The 23,642-nt window shown below is 67.8% G+C and carries 23 protein-coding genes and 1 pseudogene; 15 read left to right on the top strand and 9 right to left on the bottom strand.

Annotated features, from left to right (window positions below; translation table 11 throughout):
* The 4 genes and pseudogenes from FV220_RS16095 to mtnA form a co-directional block, all read left to right on the top strand.
* Positions 1-450: pseudogene (locus tag FV220_RS16095) on the top strand (tRNA (guanosine(37)-N1)-methyltransferase TrmD); the annotation flags it as partial.
* Positions 451-607: 157 nt separating this feature from the next.
* Positions 608-1,774 carry a phosphoserine transaminase gene (locus FV220_RS16090; protein WP_147832571.1) on the top strand — a complete coding sequence of 389 codons (1,167 nt, stop codon included), beginning with the start codon at positions 608-610 and terminating at the stop codon, positions 1,772-1,774.
* Between the two features lie 267 nt (positions 1,775-2,041).
* Positions 2,042-3,634, top strand: coding sequence for a phosphoglycerate dehydrogenase (serA, locus tag FV220_RS16080; protein ID WP_147832570.1), 1,593 nt, complete (start codon positions 2,042-2,044; stop codon positions 3,632-3,634).
* A gap of 365 nt (positions 3,635-3,999) precedes the next feature.
* The gene (gene mtnA, locus FV220_RS16075) at positions 4,000-5,097 is read left to right on the top strand and encodes an S-methyl-5-thioribose-1-phosphate isomerase (RefSeq protein WP_147832569.1); all 1,098 of its coding nucleotides are present in this window, start codon (positions 4,000-4,002) and stop codon (positions 5,095-5,097) included.
* Positions 5,098-5,101: 4 nt separating this feature from the next.
* On the opposite strand, the gene FV220_RS16070 is transcribed toward mtnA, so the two are convergent.
* The 6 genes from FV220_RS16070 to FV220_RS16040 form a co-directional block, all read right to left on the bottom strand.
* Complete coding sequence (locus FV220_RS16070) at positions 5,102-6,094, bottom strand: MaoC family dehydratase (protein WP_147832568.1); 993 nt, start codon at positions 6,092-6,094, stop codon at positions 5,102-5,104.
* 298 nt (positions 6,095-6,392) lie between these two features.
* Positions 6,393-7,490, bottom strand: a complete 1,098-nt coding sequence (gene ychF / locus FV220_RS16060) for a redox-regulated ATPase YchF (RefSeq protein ID WP_147832566.1) — start codon at positions 7,488-7,490, stop codon at positions 6,393-6,395.
* Between the two features lie 13 nt (positions 7,491-7,503).
* Entirely contained in the window at positions 7,504-7,950 is a 447-nt protein-coding gene (locus FV220_RS16055; RefSeq protein ID WP_082473145.1) for a PIN domain-containing protein, read from the bottom strand.
* A complete protein-coding gene (locus tag FV220_RS16050; protein ID WP_051074372.1) occupies positions 7,886-8,167 on the bottom strand; it encodes a hypothetical protein in 282 nt (93 codons plus the stop codon). Before FV220_RS16050 ends, FV220_RS16055 begins: the two co-directional genes overlap by 65 nt.
* A gap of 47 nt (positions 8,168-8,214) precedes the next feature.
* Positions 8,215-8,835 carry an aminoacyl-tRNA hydrolase gene (gene pth / locus FV220_RS16045; RefSeq protein ID WP_018042755.1) on the bottom strand — a complete coding sequence of 207 codons (621 nt, stop codon included), beginning with the start codon at positions 8,833-8,835 and terminating at the stop codon, positions 8,215-8,217.
* Between the two features lie 234 nt (positions 8,836-9,069).
* Entirely contained in the window at positions 9,070-9,765 is a 696-nt protein-coding gene (locus FV220_RS16040; RefSeq protein WP_056144420.1) for a 50S ribosomal protein L25/general stress protein Ctc, read from the bottom strand.
* Between the two features lie 323 nt (positions 9,766-10,088).
* Here FV220_RS16040 and FV220_RS16035 point away from each other — a divergent pair, with 323 nt between their 5' ends.
* Positions 10,089-10,628, top strand: coding sequence for a TIGR02281 family clan AA aspartic protease (locus FV220_RS16035; RefSeq protein WP_056144416.1), 540 nt, complete (start codon positions 10,089-10,091; stop codon positions 10,626-10,628).
* Between the two features lie 24 nt (positions 10,629-10,652).
* Here the strand turns inward: FV220_RS16035 and FV220_RS16030 are convergent, their stop codons facing one another.
* Entirely contained in the window at positions 10,653-11,159 is a 507-nt protein-coding gene (locus tag FV220_RS16030) for a pilus assembly protein N-terminal domain-containing protein (RefSeq protein WP_147832565.1), read from the bottom strand.
* A 443-nt stretch (positions 11,160-11,602) separates the two neighbouring features.
* On the opposite strand from FV220_RS16030, the gene FV220_RS16025 reads away from it, so the two are divergent.
* From FV220_RS16025 to FV220_RS15985, 9 genes are all read left to right on the top strand, one after another.
* Complete coding sequence (locus FV220_RS16025) at positions 11,603-11,770, top strand: Flp family type IVb pilin (protein WP_056144408.1); 168 nt, start codon at positions 11,603-11,605, stop codon at positions 11,768-11,770.
* 280 nt (positions 11,771-12,050) lie between these two features.
* On the top strand, positions 12,051-12,557 hold the full coding sequence (locus FV220_RS16020) for a prepilin peptidase (protein WP_147832564.1): 507 nt from the start codon (positions 12,051-12,053) through the stop codon (positions 12,555-12,557).
* Positions 12,558-12,751: 194 nt separating this feature from the next.
* Positions 12,752-13,558 carry a Flp pilus assembly protein CpaB gene (gene cpaB / locus FV220_RS16015; RefSeq protein WP_147832563.1) on the top strand — a complete coding sequence of 269 codons (807 nt, stop codon included), beginning with the start codon at positions 12,752-12,754 and terminating at the stop codon, positions 13,556-13,558.
* Between the two features lie 34 nt (positions 13,559-13,592).
* Positions 13,593-15,068 (top strand): type II and III secretion system protein family protein, encoded by a 1,476-nt coding sequence (locus FV220_RS16010; protein WP_147832562.1) that lies wholly within the window; start codon positions 13,593-13,595, stop codon positions 15,066-15,068.
* Positions 15,069-15,144: 76 nt separating this feature from the next.
* Positions 15,145-15,879, top strand: a complete 735-nt coding sequence (locus FV220_RS16005) for a CpaD family pilus assembly protein (protein ID WP_147832561.1) — start codon at positions 15,145-15,147, stop codon at positions 15,877-15,879.
* 71 nt (positions 15,880-15,950) lie between these two features.
* The gene (locus tag FV220_RS16000) at positions 15,951-17,195 is read left to right on the top strand and encodes an AAA family ATPase (protein ID WP_056158144.1); all 1,245 of its coding nucleotides are present in this window, start codon (positions 15,951-15,953) and stop codon (positions 17,193-17,195) included.
* Between the two features lie 27 nt (positions 17,196-17,222).
* On the top strand, positions 17,223-18,671 hold the full coding sequence (locus FV220_RS15995) for a CpaF family protein (RefSeq protein WP_147832560.1): 1,449 nt from the start codon (positions 17,223-17,225) through the stop codon (positions 18,669-18,671).
* Positions 18,668-19,636, top strand: a complete 969-nt coding sequence (locus tag FV220_RS15990; protein ID WP_056158150.1) for a type II secretion system F family protein — start codon at positions 18,668-18,670, stop codon at positions 19,634-19,636. Before FV220_RS15995 ends, FV220_RS15990 begins: the two co-directional genes overlap by 4 nt.
* A 6-nt stretch (positions 19,637-19,642) precedes the next feature.
* Positions 19,643-20,605, top strand: a complete 963-nt coding sequence (locus tag FV220_RS15985; RefSeq protein ID WP_147832559.1) for a type II secretion system F family protein — start codon at positions 19,643-19,645, stop codon at positions 20,603-20,605.
* Between the two features lie 8 nt (positions 20,606-20,613).
* Here FV220_RS15985 and FV220_RS15980 read toward each other — a convergent pair whose 3' ends face one another.
* Entirely contained in the window at positions 20,614-21,423 is an 810-nt protein-coding gene (locus FV220_RS15980) for a tetratricopeptide repeat protein (protein ID WP_018042739.1), read from the bottom strand.
* Between the two features lie 248 nt (positions 21,424-21,671).
* Here FV220_RS15980 and FV220_RS15975 point away from each other — a divergent pair, with 248 nt between their 5' ends.
* A complete protein-coding gene (locus tag FV220_RS15975) occupies positions 21,672-22,994 on the top strand; it encodes a leucyl aminopeptidase family protein (protein ID WP_246689474.1) in 1,323 nt (440 codons plus the stop codon).
* A 9-nt stretch (positions 22,995-23,003) separates the two neighbouring features.
* On the opposite strand, the gene FV220_RS15970 is transcribed toward FV220_RS15975, so the two are convergent.
* The coding region (locus FV220_RS15970; protein WP_246689473.1) for an EcsC family protein at positions 23,004-23,642 on the bottom strand (639 nt) is incomplete at its 5' end.

Raw genomic sequence — 23,642 nt, 5'->3', positions numbered from 1 at the left:
CTCATGAGCCCGCGCGGCCGCCCCCTGACGCAGGGTCGCGTGCGCGAACTGGCGGAGGGGCCGGGCATCGTCGTGGTCTGCGGCCGGTTCGAGGGGGTGGACGAGCGGGTCATCGCGGCGCGGGGCCTCGAGGAGGTCTCCATCGGCGACTACATCCTGTCGGGCGGCGAGGTCGCGGCCTTCGTCACCATCGATGCCTGTGTTCGCCTGCTGCCCGGCGTCATGGGCAAGTCGGTCTCGGGGGAGGAGGAGAGCTTCGAGGGCGGCCTCCTCGAATATCCGCATTACACGCGCCCCCGTGAATGGGAGGGCCGTGCGATTCCCGACATCCTCACCGGCGGCAACCATGGCGCCATCGCCCGCTGGCGGCGGGAGGAGGCGGAACGGATCACCCGCGAGCGCCGGCCCGACCTGATGGGTGCGAGCAAGTCTCACCCGACAAAGGCCTGATTCTCAAAGACTTGGTCGGAAATACCCGCTCCGTTGTGCCGGGCGGGACTGAATTTATCGCCCGAGCATCTTGCTAAGTCGCCGGGACGGGTCCATTGGCAGCGCCGGGCCACTCCTCCCCAACGAGGAGCATTCATCTGTAAGGATGGACTTTGTCATGACACGTCCCACCACGCGCCCCCGCGTGCCGAATTTCTCGTCCGGCCCCTGCACCAAGCGTCCCGGCTGGACCCTGCAGGCCCTTCAGAACGCCGCGCTCGGCCGCTCGCACCGCTCCCCCGCCGGCAAGGCCAAGCTGGTCGAGGCCATCGAGCTGACCCGCACCGTGCTGCGCGTGCCGGCCGATTACCGCATCGCCATCGTCCCCGCCTCCGATACGGGCGCCGTCGAGATGGCCATGTGGTCGATGCTCGGCCCCAAGACCGTCGAAGTGGCCGCCTGGGAAGCCTTCGGCTCCGAATGGGTCACGGACGCGCTGCAGGAACTCAAGATCTCGCCCATCGTCCACCAGACCGCCTACGGCGTGCTGCCGGACCTGTCGGCCATCGACACCAGGCACAACGACGTCATCTTCACCTGGAACGGCACCGCCGCCGGCGTCCGCGTGCCGAACGGCGACTGGATCGCCGCCGACCGTGACGGCGTGACCATCTGCGACGCCACCTCGGCCGCCTTCGCCATGCCGCTCGACTGGGCGAAGCTCGATGTCGTCACCTTCTCCTGGCAGAAGGTGATGGGCGGCGAGGCCGCGCACGGCATGCTCGTCCTCTCGCCCCGCGCCGTCGCGCGCATCGAGAGCAACACCCCCGCCTGGCCGATCCCGAAGGTCTTCCGCATGGCCAAGGGCGGCAAGCTGATCGAGGGCATCTTCAAGGGCGACACGATAAACACGCCCTCGCTCCTCGCGGTGGAGGATTACCTCGATGCCCTGCGTTGGGCGCAGAGCATCGGCGGTCTCGACGCGCTCCATGCCCGCGCCGACGCCAACGCCAAGGTCGTCCACGACTGGGTGGCGCGGACCCCCTGGATCGGGCACCTCGCCGTCGACCCGGCGACGTATTCGAACACCGGCGTCTGCCTCGTCATCACCGATCCGGACGTGCTGGCCAAGGGTGACGCCACCGTGGCGGCGGTCGCCAAGGGCATCGCCGACACGCTCGATGCCGAGGGCATCGCCTTCGACATCGGCGCCTATCGCGACGCGCCGGCCGGCCTGCGCATCTGGTGCGGCGGCACGGTGGAGACCTCGGATCTCGAGGCCCTGATGCCGTGGCTCGACTGGGCCTATGCGGCCGAGAAGGCGAAGCTCGCCAAGGCTGCCTGAGGCGACGACGCGCTGGTCGGCGCACATTGTTCATGTGCGCCGCCTGACGACACCGATCCGAACCGCACCCTCATCCTGAGGTGCCGCAGCGTAGCGGAGGCCTCGAAGGAGCACTCCAGTTCGCGCTGCGCTGTCTGGAGCCCTCCTCGAGGCTGCAAACGCAGCACCTCAGGATGAGGTGGGCGGACGGGATCCGATGCCGGCTGCCCGAACAGGGTGGCCCCGATGTTGCCCGCATCCCCCCTTCCTCAAGAGCCGGAGGCTATCATGGCTGCTCCCAAGGTGCTCATTTCCGATTCCCTCTCGAACGCAGCCGTTCAGATCTTCCGTGACCGTGGAATCGACGTCGACTTCTTCCCCAATCTCGGCAAGGACAAGGAACGCTTCGCGGCCGTCATCGGCCATTACGACGGTCTCGCCATCCGCTCGGCCACCAAGGTCACGGAGAAGGTGCTGGCCCAGACCTCGCGGCTGAAGGTCATCGGCCGGGCGGGAATCGGCGTCGACAACGTCGATGTCGCCGCTGCCACGGCGCGCGGCGTCATCGTCATGAACACGCCCTTCGGCAATTCCATCACCACCGCCGAACACGCCATCGCGATGATGTTCGCCCTGGCGCGGCAGATCCCGCAGGCGGATCTCTCCACCCAGGCCGGCAAGTGGGAGAAGAACCGCTTCATGGGCGTCGAGCTGACGGGCAAGACGCTGGGCATCATCGGCTGCGGCAATATCGGCGCCATCGTCGCCGACCGCGCGGTGGGCCTGAAGCTCAAGGTCGTGGCCTACGACCCCTACCTCTCGCCCGAGCGCGCTCTTGAGATCGGCGTGGAGAAGGTCGAGCTCGACGCGCTGCTGGCGCGGGCCGACATCATCACGCTCCACGTGCCGATGACCGACAAGACCCGCAACATCCTGTCGGCCGAGAACCTCGCCCGGACGAAGCCCGGCGTGCGCATCGTCAACTGTGCCCGTGGCGGCCTCGTGGACGAGGTGGCCCTCCGTGCGGCCCTCGATTCGGGCCATGTGGCCGGGGCGGCCTTTGACGTGTTCATCGAGGAGCCCGCCACCGCCAACCCGCTCTTCGGCCACCCGAACGTCATCTGCACCCCGCATCTGGGCGCCTCCACCAACGAGGCGCAGGAGAACGTGGCGCTGCAGGTCGCCGAGCAGATGTCCGATTACCTGATGACCGGGGCCATTACGAACGCGATCAACTTCCCGTCCATTTCCGCGGACGAGGCTCCCCGGTTGAAGCCGTTCGTGGCGCTGGCCGAAAAGCTCGGCTCGTTCCTCGGCCAGCTCACGGACGCGCCGATCAAGGGCATCCGCATCACCTACGAGGGCGCTGTCGCGGGCATGAACACCCGCGCGCTCACGGCGGCGGCGGTGACCGGGGCGCTGCGGCCGTTCCTGCAGGACATCAACATGGTCTCCGCCCCCGCCCTGGCGCGCGAGCGCGGCATCGTGGTGGACGAGATCAAGCGCGAGGGCGGGGCGAGCGACTACGAATCGGTCATCCGCATCACCGTGGATGCCGAGGACATGCCGCGCGACGCCGCCGGGACGGTGTTCCATGACGGCAAGCCCCGGATCATCGAGATCCGCTCCATCGCCATCGACGCCGCCTTCGCGCCGCACATGCTCTACGTGCGAAACCACGACAAGCCGGGCTTCATCGGCCGGCTCGGCACCATCCTGGGCGAGGCCGGCGTCAATGTCGCGACCTTCAACCTCGGCCGCGAGGAAGAGGGCGGCAACGCCATCTGCTTCTGCGCCGTGGATGCGCCGATCTCGGAGAGCGTGCGGGCGGAGATCGAGACGATCCCGCAGGTGAAGCGGGCACGGCCGGTGAGCTTCTGACCGGGGCGAGCTTTCGTTCGGTCTCACCCTACTACCCCCTATTGCGGGCTTTTTCAGATTCGCACATGTCGGGGGATGCGCGGCTCTCCTCCCCCTTGTGGGGAGGAGTTGGAGGTGGGGGTGATTGGGCGACCCTCAGCCGTCGGAGGCGGGCGGAGCCACCCCCACTCCTGACCTCTCCCCACAAGGTGGAGAGGGACGCGGTCTGCCTACGAAAGCAGGTGTGCAAATCAAGCCAGGAAGGTAGGGCGGGATTTCGAGCGGCTGGCCTTCCAGCTCGCACGTCCCTTAAGGACCGAAGCGACAAGCATGGCGCGTGGCCCCAGGACTGGCCCTTGCGCCCGGAACATGCGAGAGGCCCGCGCATGAACATCGACGGCACACCCTACCGCACAATCCTGCCCGCCGCCGACGGCGCGTCCGTCGAGGTCATCGACCAGACCCGCCTGCCCTTCGCCTTCGAGATGAAGCGGCTCGCCACCCTGGACGAAGCGGCTATCGCCATCCGCACCATGATCGTGCGCGGCGCGCCGCTCATCGGCGTCACGGCGGCCTACGGCCTGGCCCTGGGCCTGCGACGGGACGCTTCCGATGCCGGGATCGACCATGCCGTCGAGACCCTGGCCGCCACCCGCCCCACCGCCATCAACCTGCGCTGGGCGCTGGACCGTGTCGCCGCCAAGCTGCGCGAGGTCGAAGTCTCGGAGCGCGCCGCCTACGCCTTCGCCGAGGCCGGGCGCATCGCCGAGGAGGATGTGGAGAGCTGCCATGCCATCGGCCGCCACGGCGCCGCGATCCTGGCCGATCTGCACGAGGCCAAAGGTCGCCGCCTCAACGTGCTGACCCATTGCAACGCCGGTTGGCTCGCCACAGTGGATTGGGGCACCGCCCTCGCGCCGATCTATGTGGCGCACGAGGCCGGCATCCCGGTCCATGTCTACGTGGACGAGACCCGGCCGCGAAACCAGGGCGCGGCGCTCACCGCCTTCGAGCTCAACGCCCACGGCGTGCCGCACACCGTCATCTCCGACAATGCCGGCGGCCACCTGATGCAGCATGGCGAGATCGACGTCTGCATCGTCGGTTCGGACCGCACCACGGCCTCGGGCGACGTCTGCAACAAGATCGGCACCTACCTGAAGGCGCTGGCGGCCTCCGACAACCGCGTGCCGTTCTATGCCGCCCTGCCCTTCTCCACCATCGACTGGACGCTCACCGACGGCGTCGCGCAGATCCCGATCGAGGAGCGCGACGGCCGCGAGGTCTCCCACCTCACCGGCCGCCTCGCCGATGGCGGCTTCGCCACGATCGAAGTGGTGTCGCCGGGCAGCCCCGTGGCGAACCCCGCCTTCGACGTGACGCCGGCGCGGCTGGTGACGGGCATCATCACCGAGCGCGGCGTGGCCTCGGCGGATGCGGAGGGGTTGTTGGCGCTGTATCCGGAGCGGCGTTCGGCGGCTTAGCGGGTCACGACGCTTCCCACTGCCAGAACACCGACCCGGTAAATTCGAACACCCGCTCGCCGCGCTGGTTCTGGGCGGTGTTGTGGTGGGTGGCGACGCCCCAGCCCGGGCGTGAGGCCGACTCGCGCTTGTCGAGCAGGGTGCAGGCGTAAGCGATCGTGTCGCCGGCATAGACCGGGGCGAGCCAGCGCATGTCGCGAAAGCCCGGCGAGGGGCCGAGCTGCGGCACAGGACCGGCTCGCTCCGTCAGGGCGATGTCGCGCTGGCGGGTGATGTGCAGGCGCTTCATCCACACCGCCGCCGTGTGCCAGCCCGAGGCGCAGAGCGCGCCGAAATGGGTCTTTCGGGCGGCGTCCGCATCGAGATGGAAGGCCTGTGGGTCGTAGTCCCTCGCGAAGGCGATGATCGCCTCCGGGGTAAAGACGTGGCGGCCGAGATGACGGATCGTGCCGAGCTTCGCCTGTTTGAGGAAGAGGAGCGTCTCCGCATCGTCGCCCTCGATCACCTCGACCGGGTTTCCGGGCGTCACCGCGCGGGGCGGCAGGGGATCGGCCCCGCGCCGGGCGAACATCACCGTGAAGGCCTGGGTCATCACCGACTCGTCGCGCCCGTTCACGACCGTGAGGGTGAAGCGGACGAAGCCGCGATCCGGCTTCGAATTCGAGGCGCGGCACTCCTCCACCTTGGTAACGATCCGCAAAGCGTCACCCGGCAGGACGGGGCGGAGCCAGCGCAGCTGCGAGATGCCGGGCGAGCCCATGGAGGTGGCGCCGCGAAAGACATGGGTCTGGAGCAGGCGCATGCCGAACCCGGCCGTCTGCCAGCCGGAGCCGATCAACTGCCCCGCCAGCGTCGCCTTCGCGGCCTCCTCGTCGAGATGAAACGGCTGCGGATCGAACTCCTTCGCGAAGGCGACGATCGCCTCCCGCGTCACCGTGAGCGGGCCGCCCTCGATCACGTCGCCGGGGGTGAAATCCTCGAAGGTGATGCCGGTCATTGAACCTCTCGTCTTCGGATCTGAGGATGGCGCCGCGCGAGCCAGAGTGGTGGACCCCCTCTCCCCGCTTGCGGGGAGAGGATCACGAGCACCTCGTCGTGCTTGTGATGAGCGGAGCGAGGGTGAGGGGGCCGGCCCGGAAGAGGCGCATTCCGGACGAGCCCCCTCACCTTCGGCTGCCGCCTTGCCGCGCCGACGACGAGGTCGTCACGGCCCTCTCCCCGCCTGCGGGGAGAGGGGATGCACACCGTCCTTTTTGCAGAGGCGGCCAAGCGCCGGCCGAGGCTGTTTTGGCCGCTCAGTTGGCGAAGCGGAAATGCAGCACGTCGCCGTCCTGCACCACGTATTCCTTGCCTTCGAGGCGGAACTTGCCGGCCTCCTTGGCGCCGCTCTCGCCTTTCAGTGTCGTGTAATCGTCGAACGCGATGGTCTCGGCGCGGATGAAGCCCTTCTCGAAATCCGTATGGATCACGCCCGCCGCCGCCGGGGCGCGGGTGCCCTTCTCGATGGTCCAGGCGCGCGCCTCCTTCGGACCCACGGTGAAGTAGGTGATGAGGCCGAGAAGCTCGTAACCGGCGCGGATGACCCGGTTGAGGCCCGGCTCCACGAGCCCCACCGCTTCGAGGAAGTCGCCCTGGTCGGCCAGCGGCATCACCGCGATCTCGCTCTCGATCTTGGCCGAGACCACCACCGCGCGCGCACCCTCGGCCTTGGCCTGGGCGATCACCGCCTCGGAATAGGCGTTGCCCTTGTCGGCATCGCCCTCGTCGACGTTGCAGACGTAGAGGACGGGTTTGGCCGTCATCAGCCCGAGGGTCTGGAACAGCTTTTCCTCCTCCGGCTTGCGGCTCACCAGACGGGCGGGCTTGCCCTCGCGCAGCAGCGGCAATGCCCGCTGGACGAGGTCGAGCATCTCCTTGGCTTCCTTGTCGGCGCCCTTGGCCTTCTTCTCGAGGGCGAAGAGGCGCTTCTCCAGGCTGTCGAGGTCGGCGAGCATCAGCTCCGTCTCGATGGTCTCGATATCCGCCTTCGGGTCGACCTTGCCCTCCACATGGGTCACGTCACCATCGGTGAAGCAGCGCACCACATGGGCGATGGCATCGACCTCGCGGATATTGGCGAGGAACTGGTTGCCGAGCCCCTCCCCCTTCGAAGCGCCGCGCACGAGGCCGGCGATGTCGACGAAGGTCAGCCGCGTCGGGATGATCTCCTTCGACGTGGCGATCCGCGCCAAGTCATCGAGGCGCGGATCCGGCACCGCCACCTCGCCGACATTCGGCTCGATGGTGCAGAACGGATAGTTCGCCGCCTGTGCCGCCGCCGTCTGCGTCAGCGCGTTGAAGAGGGTCGACTTGCCGACGTTCGGCAGGCCGACGATGCCGCATTTGAAGCCCATGATCGCGTGTCCGTCAGGTGAGTGCCAGCGTAGCGCTGGCGTGAGGCGTGAACGGGTTGATGACCCGAACCGTGTCGAGGATCTGTCCATCGGACAGGTCTTCGGACACGAAAGATTTGCACCCGGCCTGGATGGCCGATGCGATGGCCAGGCTGTCCCACCAGGAGAGGCGATACTGCATCTCCATCGCGATCGCCGTGCGGTGGGTCTGCGTATCCAGCGCTGCCGTGCAAGCAGGATAGAGGGTCGCCAGATAAGCGGCGGCGGCGCTCGGCGTCACGAGTTTACGCTTGTGCACCAAGACCGCGTAGCACTCGTTGAGGATTTGCGGACTGATCACGAGCCGGCGTTGACCGAATGCCAGTTTGATCAGGCGCACACTCGTCGCCCGCCTGTCAGCCGCCGCCGGATCCATGGCGTAGACCAGCAGGTTCGTATCGAAGAACAGCCGGTCGGTCATAGAGCTCCTCGCGCCTGGGCAGGTTTTCGGACACGCCCGACCAGCCGGGACCGTCGAGAAAGGCGCTCAAGGCGGCCAACTGATCCGCGACCTCGGGTGTCCTGCGGTCGGCCAAGGCCTGGCTCACGAAACGCGACAGGCTTTGCCCGCGCTTCGCCGCCTCGACCCGTGCCCACGCGAAAAGGTCTTCCTCCAGCGTGATGGTGAGGTTCTTCATGATGTCCACCTCCAGGACCGGAGATATCGTGTTCCCGTGTTTTCGTGTCAATCACGGCCGGTGGCCGCCGCATTGACCTGCTTGACGTCGTCCCAGCCCCGGCCCGCCATGGCGAGGTGGACCTTGTTCTGGAAGCTCGCATCCTCGCCCTGGGCCAGCAGCGGTGCGTGGTCCGCCACGGCGCGGCAGAGATCTTCGACCCAGGCCCGCTCGCCCTTGCCGAAATCGTTCAGGACGTAGGCATGGACCAGGGCCTTGTCGCCCGGATGACCGATGCCGAGGCGGACGCGCCGGTAATCGTTGCCGCATTGAGCGGTGATCGAGCGCAGGCCGTTATGGCCGGCATTGCCGCCGCCGAGCTTCACCCGGAGCTTGGCCGGGGCGAGGTCGAGTTCGTCGTGCAGGACGATGACATCGGCGAGGGCGATCTTGTAGAAGCGCTGCGCTTCCGAGACCGAACGGCCGGATTCGTTCATGAAGGTCTGCGGCTTCAGCAGGACGACCCGTTCGCTGCCGAGGGTCGCCTCGGTCACCTCGCCCTGGAACTTGCGCCGCCAGGGCGCGGCGCGGTGGACGCGCGCCATCTCGTCGAGGGCGAGAAAACCGATATTGTGGCGGTTGCCCGCATAGCGGGCCCCTGGATTGCCGAGCCCGACGATCAGGCGCATGGCATCATCTCCAAGACGATTTCGTCACGAGAGCGCTCTCCGCCGAAGTGGATGCCGGTTCGGCGAAAAAGAGCGCGGCAAAGCAGAAGATCTGGAGCTGCGCCCGACCCAACGTGGGCGGGCGCAGCTCCAGGACGGACGACGAAGAGGCGACGTCAAACGAAAAGGTGCCCCGACCTCGCGGCCGGAGCACCCGTGGACGAAGACGAGACCGGGGCGCGAAGCCCCAGGGTCTCAATCCTCCTTCTTGTCTTCCTCGGCCTCGGCGGCCTCTTCGGCCTCAGCCTCGGCCTTCTCCTCGGCAGCTTCCGTCGACTGCGCCTCGGCGATCGCGGCCTCTTCGGCCTCGACCTCGGCGCCAAGCACGGTCGGCGGCACGACGTTGGCGACGACGGCCTCGGCCTCGCCGGTGAAGGTCGTGTTGGCCGGCAGCGTCACGGCTTCGATATGGATCGAATCGCCGATCTCGAGACCGGTCAGATCGACCTCGACCGCGTCGGGGATCGCGTCCGCCGGGACTTCGAGCGAGAGCGTGTGCAGCACGACGTTGAGGGTGCCGCCGTTCTTCTTGATGCCGGGAGCCTCGTCCTCGTTGATGAAGTGCACGGGCACTTCGACGGTGAGGTTCTGGCCCGCGACGACGCGCAGGAAGTCCACGTGCAGCGGCACGCCGGTCACCGGATCGAGCTGGAAGTCGCGCGGGATCGCGCGGGTCTTCTTGCCGCCGGCGTTGATCTCGAACAGGGTGGTCTTGAAGCCACCGGCGTAGATCAGGGTGCGGGTGCGGACGAGGTCGATGGCGATGGCCTGCGGAGCCTGACCGCCACCATAGATGACGGCGGGAACGTTGCCCTGGCGACGAACTTCCCGGGCGGCCCCCTTGCCGACCCGGTCGCGTGCCACGGCCTCAAGCGGCTTTACTGCGCTCATGGCGTGATCCTTCAAAAAAACAGAAAAAAGCCGCGCAACGCCAAAAGCCGCCCGAAACGGACGGCCCTCACCGATCCACGACGCGCCCGTGCCTCCAAGGGTGTCTGGCGAGCGCGTGAGGTGCATACCCGCAAGAGCCGCGAAGCGCAATAAGCGCTGAGACGCGCGAGCAAGAGCCGCGACGCGACTGGGGAGAATGCCCGGCATCCCACCAATGCGGCGTTCATCATCCGAAGGGTCGGCTCCCGCCTTATTCGGACAAGCGAAGACTTCGTTCATTCGCTCCGCCGAGGATCGTACCCCGTGTGGCGAGGGATCCATCGATGACGCAGCCGGTCCTCTGGGCGCTGGGAGTCACCTCCGTCGCGGCGGCGGTCAGTTTGACCCTGGTGACGCGCTTCGAGAACGCCGCCCGCCCTCGGGAGCGCGGCGACGCGGTCCTCAACCTCGACAGCGCGAGCCTCGGCGGGACGAACCCGACGCGTTTCGCGCCCAACTCCGTCATTCTGGCGGCCGATACCCTCGGGCATTTCTCCACCGAGGTCGACGTGGCGGGGCGCAGCCTGAGAATGCTGGTGGATACCGGGGCGAGCATCTGCGCCTTCAGCTACGAGGACGCGCAGCGCCTGGGGCTCCATGTCTACGAGCGCGACTTCAACCGTCGCGTCGACACCGCCAACGGCTCCGTCTCCGTAGCGACCGTACGGATTCCGGTGATGCGGGTCGGGACGATCGGCATCCGCGACGTCGAGGCCGTGATCCTGCCCAAGGGGCGTCTCGGCAAGAGCCTCCTCGGCATGTCGTTCCTGCGGCGTCTCGACGATTTCAAGATGTCCGACGGCCGGTTGACGCTGCGCGGCTGACGCGACCTCGCACCGCGCGCCGCCCTACTTCTGGCCGCCCCCGCCCCCGCCCGTGGCCAGGTTGCGGCGGGCATCGGCCTGTCCGCTCACGTCTCCGAAATACTTCGTCGCGTCGCCCAGCTGCATCGACGGCATGCAGTTCGGGGTGCAGGAATAGGATTCGCGGTCGAGTCCGCGCTGGACCGTGACGATCGACCCCTGCGCGGCCTGCACGCTGATGGTGGATTCGGCGAGCATCGCGCCGGACGCGTCGAGGGCGATGAGGTTGGTGGAGCCGAAGCTCTTGCCGGTGAGGATGACGATCCCGTTCCGTTGAAGGGCGACATCGGCCACGAGGGGGTTGCCGACGATGACCGTCTGCGTCCGCTCGGGCAGGCGAATGACCTTGGCGTTGTCGACGCTCACCGCCACGATGGCCGGCGCCGTCTCTGCGAAAGCGGGCGCCGAGCCGAGAGCGAGGAAGAGCGCGATGCCCGCCGCTCGGGCGCAACGCTTCAAGGGCGAGGGTGTCGGCATTGACCGGTGGCCCATGGCTCGGGTGATCTCGGCTGCGACGACGAGGTTTCGACAGGAGCGCGAGCACCGGAGGGGTCGGCCGCCTTTGTCGTCATGACAGTCTTATCGGCGTGTTGGTAAACGAAGATCTAACACCGGAAGGTGGTGCGCAGCTGTCTTTCCGGCTTCGTCCATGTCCGCTGCTGCGTCTCAAGCGCTTATTGCCCGTGCGACAGTTGCGGCCCGTAATATTTCCCGGATCTCCGCCTGTAACGCTGTGCCGGATCTACTGAAAAAGTATCCATTTTCCATTTAAAGTTTTTTTACCAAACCCCAACCGAGGGGCGCGTGAGGCCGTTTTCGGGCCCGGATTAACGTAATTTCAAGACGGAACAGTCCATCTTCATCCTCAGTCGCCGGTCGAAATACACCGCTCCTCGACGGCCACTTCGCAAGACGAACCATCAAGGAATACGATCATGTCGAACCTCTTCAAGCGTTTTGCCGCCGACGAGTCGGGTGCAACGGCGATCGAATACGGCCTTATTGCTGCGCTCATCGCTGTCGCGGTCATCACCGTACTCACCACCATCGGCACCAACCTGAATGCGACCCTCACCAAGGTTGCAACCGGCGTTAACAAGTAAGATGGTTTGAGGCGGTCCGGGTTCGGACTGCTTCCCTTAATCTTGCGCAAATGGTCGTCCACGCAGGTGATGCGTGGATCGGACACCTCGCCGGACGATCCGCCCCGATCGTCCGGCAGAGCTCGTTGAAGTCCTCCTGCTCGATGTGGACGGTGCGACAGCGAGCGTCGACCTCCGGTGGGGGCCCGACACGGCCTTTGCCGCCGCGACCGAACACCCTGTGGCGACGGCGTTTCACGGGCGACGATCCGACCTTCGACTCCAGACCGAGACGTCCCCGATGGCGAGTGTCACGCTCCTGATCGTCTTCCCGTTCCTGATGGCCTATGCTGCCGCTCGGGACCTGCTGACGATGACGATCCCGAATGCGGTCTCCCTGCTGTTGCTGCTCGGATTCGCGGCCTTCGCCGGCGCGACCGGGATGTGGGGGTGGGATCTCCTCAGTCATCTCGGAGCCGGCGCGGCGACGCTGGTCGTGACGTTCAGCCTCTTCGCGCTGGGCAAGATCGGCGGAGGCGATGCCAAACTCGCTGCCGCCACCGCGGTGTGGATCGGGTTCGACCAATTGGCGCAATACCTGGTCGTCGCTTCGCTTGCCGGTGGCGCTCTCTCCGTGGCGATCCTCGTCGCGCGGGCGCATCCCCTGCCGTCACTCCTCGGTCGCCTTCCCTTCGTCATCCACCTTCACGATGCGAAGACCGGCGTGCCCTACGGCATCGCCCTCTGCCTCGGAGCGCTGATCGTGATTCCGGAAACGGTGACCTGGGCAAGAATGATGGCATCGTGAGGCCGGACACACGTAGCGGGTGAAGTTGCCGGGCCGGGTCCGAAGGTTGACGAACCCTGTGCTTTATCGACCTGACCTATCGTGGGTCGAACAAGATTCGCATGCGTTAGTTTTCGTTAACCGTAATTTGAGGAATCCCGGCGAAGCCTGGACGGCGACGGCAGCAGGCCGTCCTGTCAGGTTCGAACACGGCGATGAAACCAGCCCGCCTTGCCGTCATCGCCATCGCGCTCGCCGCCGGTTCGGGCGCCGCCTTTCTGATGAGCGGCAGCGATGCGCCGCCTCCGGTCCAAACCGTGGTCGAGGCGCCCCCTCCTCCCCCGCTCCCCGTCACGGATGTCCTGGTGGCCGCCGCCGACCTGCCGATGGGGCAGAACATCCAGGCCGCCGACCTTCGCTGGCAGCCCTGGCCGGACCAGGCCATCACCGCCGGCTACATCACGCGCACGGCCTCGCCCAACGGCATGGACACCATCGTCGGCTCGATCGTCCGCACCGCGTTCCTCGCGGGTGAGCCGATCCGCCCGCAGAAGCTCGCGCGGTCCGACGGCGGCTTCATGGCCGCGATCCTGCCCTCCGGCATGCGCGCGGTCGCCATCGTCACCGATACGCGCGGGTCGAGTTCGGCCGGCGGCTTCATCCTTCCCAACGACCATGTCGACGTCATCCGGACCTATCGCGACGAAGACGCCTCGCGTTCCGGGGGCGGCGAAGTCCAGATTTCGGAGACGCTGCTCACCGACATCCGCGTGCTCGCCGTCGGCCAGATCGTTCAGGAGCGGAACGGGACCAACGTCGTCACCGGCGAGACCGCGACCCTCGCTCTGACACCCGCCCAAGCCGAGACCGTCACCCTGGCCCAGAAGGTGGGACAACTCTCCCTCTCACTGCGCAGCCTCATGGATGCCGGCCGGACCGTGGATGCCCCGCCGGAGACTCAGCAGGACACGGCCCTGACGGTCGTCCGCTTCGGCGTCGCCAAACAACAACCGCGTCGCTGAGATGCCGAACCGCGCGATGATGAAGGATTCTCAGATGACCACGAGACACCGGGTCCGCGTGGGCAGCCTGTCCGTTCTCGCGACCCTCGCCGGCCTGGTCCTCGCCGCCACCGCCGTGGCTGCGCCGCGGGACGGGTTCACGGCCGCCCCGATCGTCGATGTCGGCGGCAACGAATCCGGGACCTCGCGTCGCGTCGAACTGACGACCGGGCGCTCCCTGGTGATCGACCTGCCGCGCGACGCCAAGGAGGTCTTCGTCGCCAATCCGAAAGTCGCCAACGCCGTCGTGCGCTCGACCCGCAAGGTCTTCGTCATCGGCATGGAGGACGGCGCGACCTCGATCTTCATCATGGACGCCGAAGGCCGCCAGATCACCGCCCTCGACGTCACCGTGGCGCGGGACCTCAAGCTCGGAACCCTGCGGCAGATCCTGCTCCAGAGCATCGCGGGCGGGCGGTTCGACATCCGGACCGCCGGCGACTCCCTGATCCTGTCGGGCTTCGTCGGCTCTGCGGCCGAGTCGGCCCAGGCCATGGACATCGCGACCGCCTTCGTCGGCCAGGCCGGCGGTGCCCCCGGCGGAGCCGGGGCCCGGGGTGCCGTCATCAACAACCTCACCATCCGGGGCAAGGATCAGGTGATGCTCCGCGTCACCGTCGTCGAGGTGGCCCGGACCGTGCTGAAGCAGTTCGGCGTCAATCTCAGCGGCAACTGGTCCGGCCTCAACCTCGCGAACGTCGCGCCCTTCGGTCTCAATGGCGGCCAGTTCCCGAACGGGAACGAGATCAAGGCGACGATCAACGGAGGCGGCGGAGCGAGTGTTTCGGCCACCTTGCGGGCCTTCGAACAGGCCGGTGTCTCACGCATTCTCGCGGAGCCGACGCTCACCGCGATCTCGGGGGAATCCGCGAAATTCACCGCCGGCGGCGAGATTCCCGTCCCCGCCTCGCAGAACTGCACGGGGGGCGTCTGCTCCATCGGCATCGCGTTCAAGACCTATGGCGTGACCCTGAACTTCACCCCCGTGGTGATGGCGGAGAACCGCATCTCCGTGCGCGTCGCCACGGAAGTCTCCGAGATCGACCAGACCAACTCCTTCACCTTCGTCCAGGGCGATTCCACTGTCGCGGTGCCCGCCTTCACCCTGCGCAAGACCGAGACCACCGTCGAACTCGCCTCCGGCGGGACCATGATGACCGCCGGCCTGATCCAGCAGCGCAGCAAGGCCGCCGTCGGTGGACTGCCCGGCCTCGTGAACCTGCCCATCCTCGGTGCCCTGTTCCGCTCGCGGGACTACCAGCGGCAGGAGACCGAACTCATGATCATGGTCACGCCCTACATCGCCAAGGCGATGGAGGCGAAGCAGGTCGTGCGGCCGGATGACGGCTTCATCGATGCCCAGGACGGTCAGGGCATCCTGCTCGGCCGCCTGAACCGGGTCTACGGCTCGGGCCGCGCCGCGCCGCTGGGCGCCAATTACCGTGGCCGCGTCGGCTTCATCACGGACTGACGCGGCGATCTAAGATCGCGACGCCACGATCTCGCAGGACGAAGCGGCCCAGGCACCATCAGGACCCGACCCCTCAATGTCACTCCTTCCCTTCCGCTCCCCCGTCGCAATCCTCGCGTCGATCGCCCTGGCCACCGCTTTGGGCGCATGCCGTGCCGACCGCGCCGAGACCACCGGCTCGCTCTATCCGGCCGATTACCGGGTCCGCCATCCCATCGTGCTCGCCGATGCCACGCGCTCGCTGGACGTCTTCGTCACCGGGACCGGCCATGTCGATCCGCGACAGCGCGCAGATATCGAAGCCTTCCTGCTGGAATTTCGCCGCTACGGGCGCGGCACCCTCATCCTCGACATCCCGCGCGGGGTCTCGCCGTCGCAGGGTGCCGCCGTGGAGCGGACCGGGGCGGCGATCCGCAGGCTCGGCGCCGACAACGGCATCGGCGGACGGCAGATGATCGTCACCGGCTACGCGGTGGCGGATCCGTTCCTCGCCGCTCCGCTGCGGCTCAGCTTCCAGCGCATGGAGGCGAAGGTCGCCAGCCAATGCGGCGTCTGGCCCCAGGATCTCGGCGTGGGAAGCCCGGGCTTCTCCTCGCGCAACGAGGCCCACTGGAATCTCGGCTGCGCCATGCAGGCCAATGTGGCGAGCCAGGTGGCCGATCCGGTCGATCTCGTTCGCGGCCGGCCGGAAGGGCGCATCGACTCGATCCGGCGCACCGTCGACATCAATAAGCTGCGCGAGGGCAAGGATCCATCAACCATATGGCGTCAGGATGGGAAGACGTCGGTGAAGTCAGCCATCGAGAACTGATCGGCGCGTCCCTTCCCGTCGTTCGACAGAGCTTCGGCCCTCGTTGTCACCCACAGCCCGGACCCCGCCCCATGCCTGACTTCAACGAGTCACCCGAGCGCGTCATCGCTCCGGTGCCGCGGATCACGATCCAGGCATTCTGCGAGACGGGCGAGACGGCCGCGTCGATCGAGGCGGCGGGAAGCGACAGGCGGCTGCAGAAGGCCCAGATCAAGATCCAGATGGGCGGCGGCCCCGCCGCCGTCGAGGCGTTCCGCCACGCGCCCACGCCCAACGTGGTCATCATCGAGACGCAGGGCACGAAGTCGCGTCCCCTGGAGATCCTCGATTCCCTGGCGGAGGTCTGTGACGAAGGGACGAAGGTCGTCGTCATCGGCCACGTGAACGACGTGCAGCTCTACCGCCAGTTCATCCAGCGCGGCGTGAGCGAGTATCTCATGGCGCCGGTGGAGCCGATCGTCCTGATCCAGGCCCTGTCCGACCTGTTCACGGCGCCCGGTGCCAAGCCGGTCGGCCGCACCATCGCGGTGGTCGGCGCCAAGGGCGGCGTGGGCTCCTCCACCATCGCCCACAACCTGGCATGGACCGTGGCGCGCGAGCACGGAATGGCGACGGTCATCGCCGATCTCGACATCGCCTTCGGTACGGCGAGCCTCAACTTCAACCAGGACCCGCCGCAGGGGATCGCGGAGGCGGTCTTCGCGCCCGAGCGCCTCGATTCCAACCTCCTCGACCGCCTGCTCTCGAAATGCAGCGACAACCTCTCGCTGCTCTCCGCGCCGGCCACCCTCGAACGGACCACGGACCTCACCGAGCCGTCCTTCGACAACCTGATCGACCTCCTGCGCGCCGCCGTGCCCTGCGTGGTCCTCGACGTGCCCCATACCTGGTCGGCCTGGACCCGGCGCCTGCTGATCTCGTCCGACGAGATCATCGTCGTCGCCCAGCCGGAGCTCGCCTCCCTGCGTAATCTCAAGAACCTGCTGACCCTGCTGCAGCAGAACCGGCCCAACGACGCCCGGCCGCGCATCGTCCTCAACAGCGTCGGCGTGCCGAAGCGCCCCGAGATCTCGGCCGGTGAGTTCGCCAAGGCCCTGGACGCCACGCTGACGGCCGCGATCCCCTACGATCCGGCCCTGTTCGGCACGGCGGCCAACAACGGTCAGATGATCGCCGAGGTCCAGGCGGGCGCCAAGGCCTCGGACGTGTTCTCGGAGCTCGCAGCGCGCATGATCGGGCGTTCCGAGACGCGTCGTGTCCGCGGGAACCTGTTCGAGCCTCTCCTGTCGCGGCTGTCCCGACGCAAGGCGTCGTGATGGCGGCGCGCTGCGTGGAGGTCCGTCATGTTCGGTAGGAGGAGCCCGGCCTCGGAGATCCCGAAGGCGGTCGCGGTTCCGTCCGCGCCAAAGCCGCAGGTTCCGATTCCCGTCCTCGACGACCAGCCGGGCCTGGCGAAGACCCAGCAGGTGGAGCGGCTCGTCCCCGTCCGGGAGGCGGTGAAATCGGAGGATTACTTCCGCACCAAGAGCATGATCTTCGGTGCGCTGATCGAGGCCATCGATCTGGCGCAGCTGTCTCGCCTCGACGTCGAATCGGCGCGCGAGGAAATCCGCGACATCGTCTCGGAGATCATCGGCCTCAAGAACATCGTCCTGTCCATCGCCGAGCAGGAGGAACTCCTCGACGACATCTGCAACGATGTCCTCGGCTACGGACCGCTGGAGCCGCTTCTGGCCCGCGACGACATCGCCGACATCATGGTCAACGGCGCAAACCGGGCCTTCATCGAGGTCGGGGGCAAGATCCAGCTGACCAACGTGCGCTTCCGCGACAACCAGCAGCTGATGAACATCTGCCAGCGCATCGTCAGCCAGGTCGGCCGGCGCGTCGACGAATCCTCGCCGATCTGCGACGCGCGCCTCCCCGACGGGTCCCGCGTCAACATCATCGCGCCGCCGCTCGCCATCGACGGGCCGGTGCTCACCATCCGCAAGTTCAAGAAGGACAAGCTCACCCTCGACCAGCTCGTGACCTTCGGGGCGATCTCGCCCGAAGGGGCCCGCATCCTGCAGATCATCGGGCGCGTCCGCTGCAACGTGGTGATTTCCGGCGGTACGGGGTCCGGCAAGACCACCCTGCTGAACTGCCTGACGCGCTACATCGACGAGGACGAGCGGATCATCACCTGCGAGGACGCGGCCGAGCTGCAGCTGCAGCAGGCCCACGTCGTCCGCCTCGAGACCCGGCCCGCGAACATGGAAGGGTCGGGGCAGGTCACCATGCGCGACCTCGTGAGAAACTGCCTGCGCATGCGGCCGGAGCGGATCATCGTCGGCGAGGTGCGCGGCCCGGAGGCGTTCGACCTGCTCCAGGCCATGAATACCGGCCATGACGGCTCGATGGGCACCCTCCACGCCAACTCGCCGCGCGAGGCGCTGGCCCGTATCGAATCGATGATCACCATGGGCGGGTTCAGCCTGCCCTCGCGGACCCTGCGGGAGATGATCGTCGGGTCGATCGACATCATCGTCCAGGCGACGCGCCTGCGCGACGGTTCGCGCCGCATCACCCACATCACCGAGGTGATGGGGCTCGAAGGCGACGTCATCATCACCCAGGACCTCTTCGTCTACGATGTGCTCGGCGAGGACGCGAACGGCAGGCTGGTCGGGCGCCATCGCTCCACCGGCATCGGCCGTCCGCGCTTCTGGGAGCGCGCACGCTATTACGGTGAGGAGAAGGCCCTGGCCGCCGCCCTCGATGCGGCGGCCGACAGCGCCGGCAACCCATGAACGCGCTGCAGATGCCCCTCGCCGTCGGGCTCGCGGCGGTGGCCGCCGGGGCCATCGCCTATGTGGTGCTCACTCCCCTCCTGTCGGGGGAGAACCGCGCGGCCAAGCGCATGCGAGCGGTCAGCGTGGTGACGTCCCCCGGCAGTCGCGCGGTCACGGCCAGCCGGCGCGAGCAGGTGGCCAGGAGCCTGAAGGAAGTTGAAGCCAAGCGCGGCGGGACGAAGGTCACGCTCGAACTCAGGATCGCCCGGGCCGGCCTGGATTGGACGAAGCAGAAGTTCCGCGTCGTCTCCGTGCTCATGGCCGTCGTCGCCGGCCTCTTCGTCTTCGTCCTGACCTCGCACAAGCTCGCGACCCTGGCGGCCCTGTTCGCCGGCGGGTTCGGCCTGCCCCTGTGGATGCTGAGCGTCCTGCGCAAGCGGCGCATCGCCGCCTTCATCGCCGAACTGCCCACCGCCATCGACATCATCACCCGCGGCGTGCGCGCCGGCATCCCGGTGGGCGATTGTTTCCGCATCATCGCGCGGGAAGCCGAGGAGCCCATCCGCAGTGAGTTCCGCCAGGTGGTGGAATCCCAGACCCTCGGTCTCAGCCTCGGCGATGCCATGGTGCGGATGTACGAGCGGGTGCCCGTCTCCGACGTCAACTTCTTCGCCATCGTCATCGGCATCCAGGGCCGGTCCGGCGGCAATCTCTCGGAAGCCCTGAGCAACCTCTCCAAGGTCTTGCGCGAGCGCAAGAAGATGGCCGGGAAGATCCAGGCCATGAGCATGGAGGCCAAGGCCTCGGGCGGCATCATCGCGGCCCTGCCCTTCATCGTGGCGGTGCTGACCTACCTGTCGAGCCCGGCTTACGTCTCGCTGCTCTGGACGACGGATACCGGCAAGATGGCCCTCGTCGCCTCCGCGATCTGGATGTCGATCGGGGTCTTCGTGATGAAGAAGATGATCAGCTTCGAGGTCTGACCGCCCATGTTGTCCCTCATCGGCGAAAAGCTCATCGATCCGCGCTTCATCGGCATGGTTCTGGCCGGGGTGGCGGCCGCGGCGACGGCCTTCGCCCTGCTGCAGCCGCTTCTGGAGCCCGACAAGCTCAACAAGCGCATGAAGCTGATCGGCGACGAGCGCGAGGAGCTGCGCCGCCGCGAGCGCGACCGGCTCAACAATCGATCGACCCTGCGCGTGGCGCCGAAGGCGTACATGAAGCGGGTCGTGGACCAGTTCAACCTGAGCCGCTGGCTCGGCACCGATACCGCCCGGCGACAATTGGTCATGGCCGGATACCGCTCGCCGGGCGCGGAGACCGGGTTCCTGTTCTTTCGCATGGTCACCCCGATCGCGGTCGGACTGGCGGCGATCTTCTATCTGTTCGTCCTGAAGGTGCTGGACTACTCCGTCACCGTTCGTCTCATGATGGTCATCGTGGCCCTGCTGCTCGGCATCAAGGGACCGGAACTCTACCTGCTCAATGCCACGAAGAAGCGTCAGGCCGAGATCCAGGCGGCCTGGCCCGATGCCCTCGACCTCGCCCTGATCTGCGTCGAATCCGGGATGTCGGTGGAGCACGCCATCCGCCGGGTCAGCATCGAGACCGTGACCCAGTCGGTCGCGCTGGCGGAAGAGCTCGCCGTCACGGCGGCGGAACTGTCCTACCTGCCCGATCGCCGCATGGCGTTCGAGAACCTCGGCAACCGTGTGGGCCTCGATGCCGTCAAGGCGGTCACCACCGCCTTGATCCAGGCCGAGCGCTACGGCACACCCGTGGGCCAGGCCCTCCGCGTGCTGTCGCAGGAGAGCCGCGACCACCGCATGAACGCCGCCGAGAAGAAGGCCGCCGCCCTGCCGCCGAAACTGACCGTGCCGATGATCCTGTTCTTCCTGCCGGTGCTGTTCGTCGTGATCCTGACCCCGGCGATCATCCAGATCTACCGCTGAGGCGGCGCTCAGCCCCGCGGCATCTCGCCGGCGAGCGAGCGGCTGGAGGATCGGGGGGCTTTCTGCGCCCGGGCCTGGGCGGTCATCGCCCGCAGGGAGGCGGCGTTTGCGGCTGCCTCCTCCGGGGTCAGGTCGCCCCGGGTCAGTTCCTCCGCCTCCGCGAGCTTGCCCCTCAGGCCGAGGACCAAAGCGAGGTTCTGGCGCACCCGTGCATCCGCGCGCGGCTGGGCCACGGCGTTGCGCATCACGGTCTCCGCCTGATCGAGCTGCCTCGCCAGAGCGTAGGAGAGGCCGAGATTGGACAGGACCGTGGGATCGTCCGGCTGGATCTTCAGGGCGGCCTCGTAGAAGCCCTGCGCGCGGGCATGGTCGCCCATCTGGTCGGCCACCGCGCCCTGGGCGGAGAGCACGCGCCAGTCCGGCCGGGCCGGGGTATGGGCGTTCTGGAGCACTTCGGCGGCCTCGGTGAACCGTCCGACCTCCGCCAGGGCCTTGCCGTAGGCCGCCAGCACGGCCGAGTTCTTGGCGTTGCGCAGGGCCGTCTGCTGCAGCACGGCCACGGCCTGCGGCTTCTGGTTAGTCGCCTTCAGCGCCTGCGCATAGCGCAGGGCGAGGCCGACATCGTTCTGATCGGCGTTGTATTTCTGGCCGAGCGCATCGACGTCGCGCAGGGTCACCACCTCGCGGCCCGGCGCGCGGCCGAACGTCTTAAGGGAGAGCCCGCCGATCGAGCCGGTGGTCTCCGGCGAGCCCGACTGGCAGGCGCTCGCCAGGAGGCCGAGCAGCGTCACGCCGGCGAGACGCAGCGGGAGCGTCATCCCCGTCCGGGCCGGCCGCGATGACGAGGGCTGGTTTGAACGCAACGACACCATGACGTGCTCCGCACGAGCCTGCCGGTCGACGCTTCACGTCGCCGGTCGTGCGGTGATAGACCGTTAACCCTAATCGCCGGTTAACCCCACTTCAGGGCGTCCAAGGGTCAGCCGGCCGCGCCACGCAATGCCCCCGAGATCCGACCCTGCCCCATCTCAGCGCCGACGATCCCGCCGCCCTCCCGATCTTCTGCATCCGGAGCGAGGACTGGAGCAGCTTCGAAGCGGAACTCGGCGCGAGGCACAGGGCCTTCGCCAAGGCGACCGAATTTCAGCCGAAAGCCGGGCGTGTGGCGCTGCTTCCCGCCGAGGATGGCAGCGTGGATCGGGTCCTGTTCGGCCTCGGGGACGGAGCCGATCCGTTCCTGGTCGGCAAGCTGCCCGCGCTGCTGCCCCCCGGAACCTACCGGCTCGAACCCCGGCCCTCCCTCGACGGGCAGGCCGCTTGCCTGGCCTGGCTGCTCGGAAGCTATCGCTTCACGCGCTACCGCAAGCCGCAGCCGAAGGCCCCCGTCCTCGTGAGCCCGGAGGGTGTCGATGCCGCCGAGATCCGCCGGATCTCCGAGGCGGTCGCCCTCGGGCGCGACCTCGTCAATACGCCCGCCAACGACCTCGGCCCCGAGGAGATCGAGGCCGTCGCCCGAGCCCTGGCCGATCGCCACGGTGCGGCGATCTCCGTGACCGAAGGCTCGGAGCTCGCCCGCGACTTCCCCCTCGTCCACGCGGTCGGCGCGGCCTCCCCCCGCGCGCCCCGCCTCATCGACATGGTCTGGGGAGACGCGGACGCTCCGAAAGTGACCCTCGTCGGCAAGGGCGTGGTGTTCGATACGGGCGGCCTGGACATCAAGCCGTCGAGCGGCATGCTGCTGATGAAGAAGGACATGGGCGGTTCCGCCGCCGCCCTCGCCGCCGCCGCGATGATCATGGGCTCCGGCCTGAACCTGCGCCTGCGCGTCATCGTTCCCACCGTCGAGAACGCCATCGCCGGCAACGCGTTCAGGCCCGGCGACGTGTTCCGGAGCCGCGCCGGGCTGACGGTGGAGATCGGCAATACCGATGCCGAGGGGCGCCTGATCCTCGCCGACGCCCTCGCTTTGGCCGACGAGGAGAAGCCCGATCTCCTCATCGATTTCGCCACCCTCACCGGAGCGGCGCGGGTCGCGCTGGGGCCGGATCTCCCGGCCTTCTTCACCGAAGACGACGCCCTGGCCTCGGCCGTCTACGATGCGGGACAGGTCGCCGCCGACCCGGTCTGGCGGCTGCCGCTCCACAAGCCCTATGCCAGCCTGCTCGATTCCAAGGTCGCGGACCTCAACAACGTCTCCGGCGGCCCCTTCGCCGGGGCGATCACCGCCGCTCTGTTCCTGCGGCGGTTCGCGCCGGGCACGCGGGCGCATGTGCATTTCGACCTGTACGGCTGGAACCCCTCGACCAAGCCCGGCAGGCCGGAAGGCGGCGAGGTCCAGACCGCCCGCCTCGTCTACGCCCTCCTGAAGGAGCGCTATCCGGCCCGGTAGCGGGCGACTTCAGCCCGCGAGCTGCGCCTTCTCGGCGATATAGGCGACGCGCACCACGTCCTTGCCATAGGTCCGTTCCAGGCGGCGCACGGTGAAATGGGCGCGTGCCATCGCCTGGAAATGGTTCATGAAGGCGGTGTTCACGGCCGCCCCCCCGACCGCGCCGAGGATCGGCACCGCCTGCGCCGCGACCTTCTGCGAGACGACGAGGCCGAACCGCGCCGCGATCTGCGTGGAGAAGCGGATCAGGGCCGGGGCCGCCTCGTCGAGCAGGGCGCGGTTGCCGGCATAGCGCGCCGCTTCCGACATGGTCTTGGCGAGTGCGGCGCGCACGGCGAAATACCCGCTCTCCGTCAGCGCCGTCTCGGCGCCGCTGCGTCCGCCCAGCGCGAAGACCTGGACGCAGGCCAGGGCGTTTTCCGGGTCCGACAGGTCTTCGCCCTCTTCCCGCGCGATCTGCGCGATGGAGCGCAGCATCAGCGTGGTCGAGACCGGCAGTTCCACCGGCAGGGTCGCGATGCCGAAGGCACCGCCCACGGCGCCGGACAGGGCCGCCATCGCCTTGTGTCCGAAATCGCCGGTGGGCAGGAAGCGGGCGAAGCGCTCGCCCGCCGTGCTGGCCGCCGGCACGGGGAGGTCGTCGAGCAC

Source organism: Methylobacterium sp. WL19 (genome assembly GCF_008040005.1).
Lineage (GTDB): Bacteria > Pseudomonadota > Alphaproteobacteria > Rhizobiales > Beijerinckiaceae > Methylobacterium > Methylobacterium bullatum.
Note: the sequence above shows the minus strand (reverse complement) of the source record. Positions and strands in the feature narration are given on the sequence as shown.